Origin of the sequence: Senegalimassilia anaerobia JC110, from assembly GCF_000236865.1 — a bacterium.
Taxonomy (GTDB): domain Bacteria; phylum Actinomycetota; class Coriobacteriia; order Coriobacteriales; family Eggerthellaceae; genus Senegalimassilia; species Senegalimassilia anaerobia.
This window is the reverse complement of record NZ_HE611018.1, coordinates 97,016-103,015: the sequence shown is the minus strand read 5'-3', so window position 1 is coordinate 103,015 and position 6,000 is coordinate 97,016. Positions and strand designations below refer to the sequence as shown.

Here is a 6,000-nt window from a genome sequence, read left to right as displayed (position 1 = left end):
GAGTGGCGTTGCGCGCGATGCCGGCAGGTTTATGCGTCGTGAGGCCTCGGCATGGTTCACGGGCTCGGCCCCAGGGTGCGCTGAGGGCTGTTACCCTCGCGGAGTCTATTTGCGTTTTGGAGACGCTAATGCCTAGCAAGATGTGAGATTCACTCCGGATTTGTGGCCGGTTTTGAGCAAGGTTAGGATGCTGCGCCTGCTGTTACCGAATTGTGCATGAACCGTGGAGGGTAAGTCGACTATACTTCAAATCAGGGATTAGAGTGATTGATCGCGATTCTGCGACCTGCTCATTTGGGCTGCAAGGGAGGAGATCTGTTATGGCTGTTGATAAGATGCTCGTTGCATTTGATGAGTCTGAGGGTTCGAAGAAGGCGCTTAAGACTGCATCGGAGTTGGCTGCTGCTAATCCGAATGCCCACATCGATCTTGTCTATGTTGTGCCGATTCCCATGTTGAACTCTGATCAAATGGCTAGTTTCCAAAGTATTTTGGACCTGATGATTTCCGATGGCGAAGATTTGTTGGCTGCTGCCGCTAGTGATATGGGTGATGATGTCGCATCTCGTACGGATTCTCTCTTGTTGACGGGCACGAATCCCGCTAGTGAGATCCTTCGACTTGCCGATCAGCGTGAATACGACATGATCGTTATCGGCAACAGGGGTCTTTCCGGTCTGAAGGAGTATACGGGCAGCGTTAGCCACAAAGTGCTTGCCGGTGCAAAGGTACCTGTGCTGGTTGTGAAATAGCGTGAAGTCAAACGTCGACCGATTTGATTGGCCGCTTGCGAGTGTTCGCTGGCGGCCAATTTTATTCAGCGGATGAATTTGTCTATGCGTGCCGCCGGCGTCGCGAAACGATCAATCGGTGGTCGCATTTCGTCGCATGTCGGCTGTTCCTGCATTTGAACTTTGGGCCGCTTGTCTCAAGGATCGGAAAAGCAGCGATTTGCTACTTTGCTCTCAGTTCCCAGAAGGCAACGGCGCTTGCTGCTGCTACGTTGAGGCTGTCAACTCGGTGGGCCATGGGGATACGCACGGTGTAGTCGCAATTTGCGATGGTGCTGGAGGCTAAGCCGTCGCCTTCGGTTCCTAATACCAGGGCTAGGCGCTCTTCGCTTGCAAGTTGGGGATCGTCGATTGAAACAGAATCGTCCGACAGTGCCAAAGCGGCGGTTTTGAACCCCAGGCTGTGCAGCAGCGGAATGCCGTCGTGGGCCCATGAGCCGGCTCCCGTGGCTCCGGAATCTGCGCCGATACGGGCCCAGGGAATCTGGAACACGGTTCCCATGGATACGCGGACTGCTCGGCGATAGAGCGGATCGTAGCAAGCTTGCGTAACGAGCACTGCGTCGATTCCAAGTGCGGCCGCACTGCGGAAGATGGCTCCGACATTGGTGTGGTTCGTGATGTCCTCGAGTACGGCTACTCGTCGTGCGTTGTGGCAAACCTCCTCAACGCTTGCAGCGATTGGGCGGCGGAAGGCGCCGAGTGCGCCGCGTGTGAGCTCGAAGCCGGTCAGTTGTTTGAGCTGACCGTGAGGAAGAATGAACACTGGTAGGTCGATATCAGGGTAGCGTTGCCCGATTTGCTCGATGATGGGTTGCATGCCGGGAAGGAACTTCTCCTCCATCAGCAGCGACAGCGGTTGCATGCCGCCTGCGACGGCGCGCTCGATCACCTTCGACGACTCGGCGATGAACATGCCCTTTTCGGGTTCGAGCTTGTTTCGCAATTGCACCTCCGTCAGGCGCGCGTATGCGTCAAGGCGGGGGTCGTCTATAGTGCTGACGTTGATGATCATGAGCCGTTCTTCCTGTTCGGTGTTGCTTAGGGTCAATGATACCCGATGGCAGCATCGATGCGCAGCATGTGCGCGGAACCTGCAGCTTGGCGTGTAACCAAGACAGTGGGTTGACGGAGGGCGATGGGGAAACAAGACGCCAAGCCAAGGGTGCAGATGAATAGGCCGGCGGACGGGCAAGCGGGGGAGAGGCTGCGGTGCTTGTTGGTTTCGTTCATGTCCTGCGGCAACGAGGGTCAAATCTAGAAAAGCGCACGCTTCTGAGTTCTGCCGTTTCAATCCATGGGGCGAATTTATGCCGCAAGTATCAGGGATGTGCGATCGGCTCTGTAAGGGTAGATTGCGGGCTGTTGCGCGACAAAACAAAGCTCCAGTTTCTTTTCGTTAAGGAAAAGTGCGGTTCTTGTACCATGGCATATAAACGCAATGCTTAGCGAAATCAAGGCTCCGCTCGGAAAAGTGCAGTTCTCGTTCCGTGGCAGAAAAGCCGGTTTTGGCTCCTTGGCAAATCGTGAAAGCTTCACCTCGTGAATGAGGACTCTGTCTCTGAGGTTTGGCGGCTTCGTTGTGTTGAAGGGTATACTTTCCAATAAAGATAACTCGACAAAGGAGCATGGTATGTCGGCATCGCAACATGAGAATGCGCTTGAGCGGGCAGCGCATCCCGAGCAGCACCCCGCGTTCGATCAGTTCGTAGCTACGATATCGGCGCTTCGCGCGCCTGATGGCTGCCCATGGGATCGCGAGCAGACGCACTCGTCCATTGCTCATAACATGATCGAGGAAGCCTACGAAGCGGTCGATGCCATCGAGGCGGGCGACGTTGCCCATATGCGCGAGGAGCTTGGCGATGTGCTGTTGCAGGTGGTGCTGCAAAGTCAGATTGCGGCCGATGCGGGCGAGTTCGATATCGAGGATGTTGCGGCGGACGTGGATGCCAAGATGGTCAGGCGCCATCCGCACGTGTTCGGGGATGAGGCGGCAGCTGGCGCATCCGAGGTGTTGAACCTATGGGACAAGGTGAAGCTTCGGGAAAAGCAGGCGGCCGACCAGGCTGGTGAGGAAAGCGGAGGCGAACCGCCGGCTGGGTTGCTGGATGGTGTGCCGGTGAGCTTTCCGGCTCTGATGCAGGCGCAGAAGATATCGCGCAAGGCGGCTGCGGCCGGATTCGAATGGGAAACGCTCGAAGATGTTTGGGGTCAGGTTCGAAGCGAGATCGATGAGCTGAACGAGGCGTACGACCAGGCCCCGAAGGCGGCAAATGGCAAGGTCGAAGGCGACCCTGAGGCAATTGCCCATGTGGAGGAGGAGCTAGGCGATGTGCTGTTCAGCCTGGTCAACGTTGCTCGTCGTATGGGCGTGAACTCCGAGAACGCGCTGCGGGCAAGCTGCCGCAAGTTCCGTACGCGCTGGTCTGCCATGGAGCAGTCGGCGTTTGAGCAGGGCGTACGCCTTGAGGATATGACCTGCGAGGAGCAGAGCCGCTTGTGGGAGCAGGCGAAGGCCGATTTGCGCAAGTAGGCGCTATCGCTGGAACGGGAAGCTGGCCGCGGCGACCGACTTCGCGGGGGAACCTCCCCGATTCCCCCTCGCGCGGCGCGATTGCCGGAACGGAAATTGGCCGTGGTAACAGGATGGTAAGAAAGCCCTTGCCGCTCTGTAAACCTGGCTTCCCGTGCGGTACCATAATCTCAATCGACAGCACGCGCCGTAAGCCGTTAGGCCTGCGGCGCGTATTTTCAATGCGCGAACTGCGTGAATCGCGATTACGCCGCATCGGTAAGGTGCGGAGAAGGAGCAAGCCGATGAGTACGACCGGTGAACCCTCGATTGAAGCTGCGGAAAGGCTGCAGGGGCGTACGGTGGAGGACAGCGCCGCAAAGCAGCTGCCTGTTCCGAACGTGCCCGACCTTTCGGCGTTCGATATGAACGGGAATCTGCATATGACCTCCGAGAGCATGGAGAAGCTGCATCAGGCTAGCGTGGAGACCCAGTCGATCATGCAGAAGTATCGGGCCGCCATGAGGGAGATGCAGGTTCGCCTGGAAATCTTGGACCAGGATCTGAACCTGAAGAAGCATCGCAATCCCATCCACCATATCGAAAGCCGCCTGAAGACTCCTGCGAGCATATACGAGAAGATCGGGCGCTACGGGTACGAGGCGACGCTTGAGAACATGGAGCGTTACATTCTCGATATCGCCGGCATTCGCGTCATCTGCCCCTATATCCAGGATGTGTACAGCCTATTCGAGCTGCTCAATCGCCAGGATGATCTTGAGATCGTGAAGGTGAAGGATTACATCGCCTCGCCGAAGCCGAACGGGTATCGCAGCCTGCACGTCATCGCGCGCATCCCCGTGTTCTTCATGGATAAGAAGGAGTCCATTCCCGTGGAAATCCAGCTGAGAACGCTGGCCATGGACTTCTGGGCAAGCTTGGAGCACGATTTGAAGTACAAGGCCGTCAGCGAGGTGCAAGGCATCGATGCCAGCAGCGAGCTGAAGGATTGCAGCCGTATCATCGAGGAGGTCGAGGCCCGCATGCAGGTGCTGGCGGGCGCCTTGGAGCCTGAAGGGTAGTCATCATGAAGCGCTACGTCACCGATGCGAACAACACGCTATCCCAGGATGAGCTGGGATTCACGCGCAATCCGGATGCTGAACTCCATTTGATCACCTGCCGTCCCGATGTGGCGTATCAACGTATATCGGGGTTCGGCGGTGCGTTCACGGAGGCAGCGGCGAACGTGTTCGCCCTCATGCCGCCGGAGTTGCAGGACCGCTTTCTGTTGCTGTGCTTCGGGGGAGCGAAGGATGGCGATCCTGCCGCCGGCGGAAATGCGTATAGCTTATGCCGCACGCATATCCAGAGCTGCGACTTCGCGTTGAGCAACTATTCGTATGTGCGGCCATTCGATTCAAGCTTGCGGTCGTTCACCATTAGCCGCGATAGGCAGCTGCTACTTCCGTTCGTCAAGTGCGGGCTTGCGGTGAACCCGCAACTGCAGTTGTTCGCAAGTCCCTGGAGCCCGCCGGCGTTCATGAAGACCAATCGACGCATGAACGGTGGGGGAAAGCTGCGTCGTTCGCAGTATGAGGCATGGGCCGAGGTGCTGGCGAAATATGTGGACGCGTATGCTCGCGAAGGCGTGCGCATAAGCCGTATGAGCGTGCAAAACGAGCCCATGGCAAGCCAGGCGTGGGATTCGTGCCTGTTCAGCGCGGAAGAGGAAGCTCAATTTGCGGCGGCGTATCTGCGTCCGGCGTTGGACGCGTCGGGGCATGGCGATGTGAAGCTGTTCGCATGGGATCACAACACCGACAAGATATTGTCGCGCGTTCAATCTACCTTTGGAGCGCCGGTGAATCAGGCGGGGAAGCTGCCGCTTGCCGCCGCCGGCTGGCGAGCCGAGGGCACGGTTGCCTCCGACGCTTTCGCGGGCGTGGCGTTCCATTGGTATGCGGGCGATCATTTCGAGCAGGTGGACGAAGTGGCGCGACGCTGGCCCGACAAGGAGCTGCTGTTCACCGAAGGCTGCGTGGAATACACACGCGGCGAGGATCGCAAGGCCACGCAGGAACGCAAGGCCGAGCAGTATGCGCATGCCGTCATAGGCAGCTTGAACGCAGGCGCTGCCGGATTCATCGATTGGAATCTGCTGCTCAATGAGAAGGGCGGGCCGAACCATGCCCGCAACTTCTGCGAGGCGCCGTTGATGTACGACCGCGACAGGCGCGAGCTGGTGGCAAACCGGTCGTTCTTCTATATGGCGCACTTCTCCCGCTTTGCGCCGGTGGGGTCGCGTCGCTTCCTGACGTCCCGGTATACCGATGACTTGGAGACCGTGGGCTTCCTGCATCCCGATGGGTCGCGTGCGCTGGTGGTGCTCAACCGTCATGCCAGGCCGCGAAAGTTCCTGGTGTCGGAGGGGGTGTTTACGGCGGAGTGCAAGGCGGCGGGGCACAGCATCACCACGCTGGTTTGGGACGAGGACGAGGTGCGCGAGAGGTAGCCTTTCGCGCACACTGCGGTCTTGCTGTGGCTTGCGGCGCATTTGGTTCGGAATTCGCTATTTGAGATGCTGTTTGCGACGATTTGCTGCGGCTTACGATGATGTGCGATTTGGGGCTTGCGGTCGGCGGTGCTGTTCGAGGATGCGATTGTTCTCGTTGCGGCTTGTTGCGCCTGCGA

Annotated in this window: 5 protein-coding genes; 4 read left to right on the top strand and 1 reads right to left on the bottom strand. The window is 58.2% G+C overall.

Going from position 1 to position 6,000, the window contains the following annotated elements:
• The first annotated feature begins 320 nt into the window (after positions 1-320).
• Complete coding sequence (locus SFHG_RS09815) at positions 321-752, top strand: universal stress protein (RefSeq protein ID WP_042436977.1); 432 nt, start codon at positions 321-323, stop codon at positions 750-752.
• Between the two features lie 202 nt (positions 753-954).
• Here SFHG_RS09815 and SFHG_RS09810 read toward each other — a convergent pair whose 3' ends face one another.
• Complete coding sequence (locus SFHG_RS09810; protein WP_042436974.1) at positions 955-1,806, bottom strand: TrmH family RNA methyltransferase; 852 nt, start codon at positions 1,804-1,806, stop codon at positions 955-957.
• 618 nt (positions 1,807-2,424) lie between these two features.
• Between SFHG_RS09810 and mazG the strand changes: the two genes are divergently transcribed.
• The 3 genes from mazG (at position 2,425) to SFHG_RS09795 (ending at position 5,821) form a co-directional block, all read left to right on the top strand.
• Entirely contained in the window at positions 2,425-3,327 is a 903-nt protein-coding gene (mazG, locus tag SFHG_RS09805; RefSeq protein ID WP_042436972.1) for a nucleoside triphosphate pyrophosphohydrolase, read from the top strand.
• A 284-nt stretch (positions 3,328-3,611) separates the two neighbouring features.
• Positions 3,612-4,388: a GTP pyrophosphokinase gene (locus tag SFHG_RS09800; protein WP_222859232.1), complete on the top strand. Its 777-nt coding sequence runs from the start codon at positions 3,612-3,614 to the stop codon at positions 4,386-4,388.
• A gap of 5 nt (positions 4,389-4,393) precedes the next feature.
• Positions 4,394-5,821, top strand: a complete 1,428-nt coding sequence (locus SFHG_RS09795; protein ID WP_052297943.1) for a glycoside hydrolase family 30 protein — start codon at positions 4,394-4,396, stop codon at positions 5,819-5,821.
• Positions 5,822-6,000 lie beyond the last annotated feature (179 nt).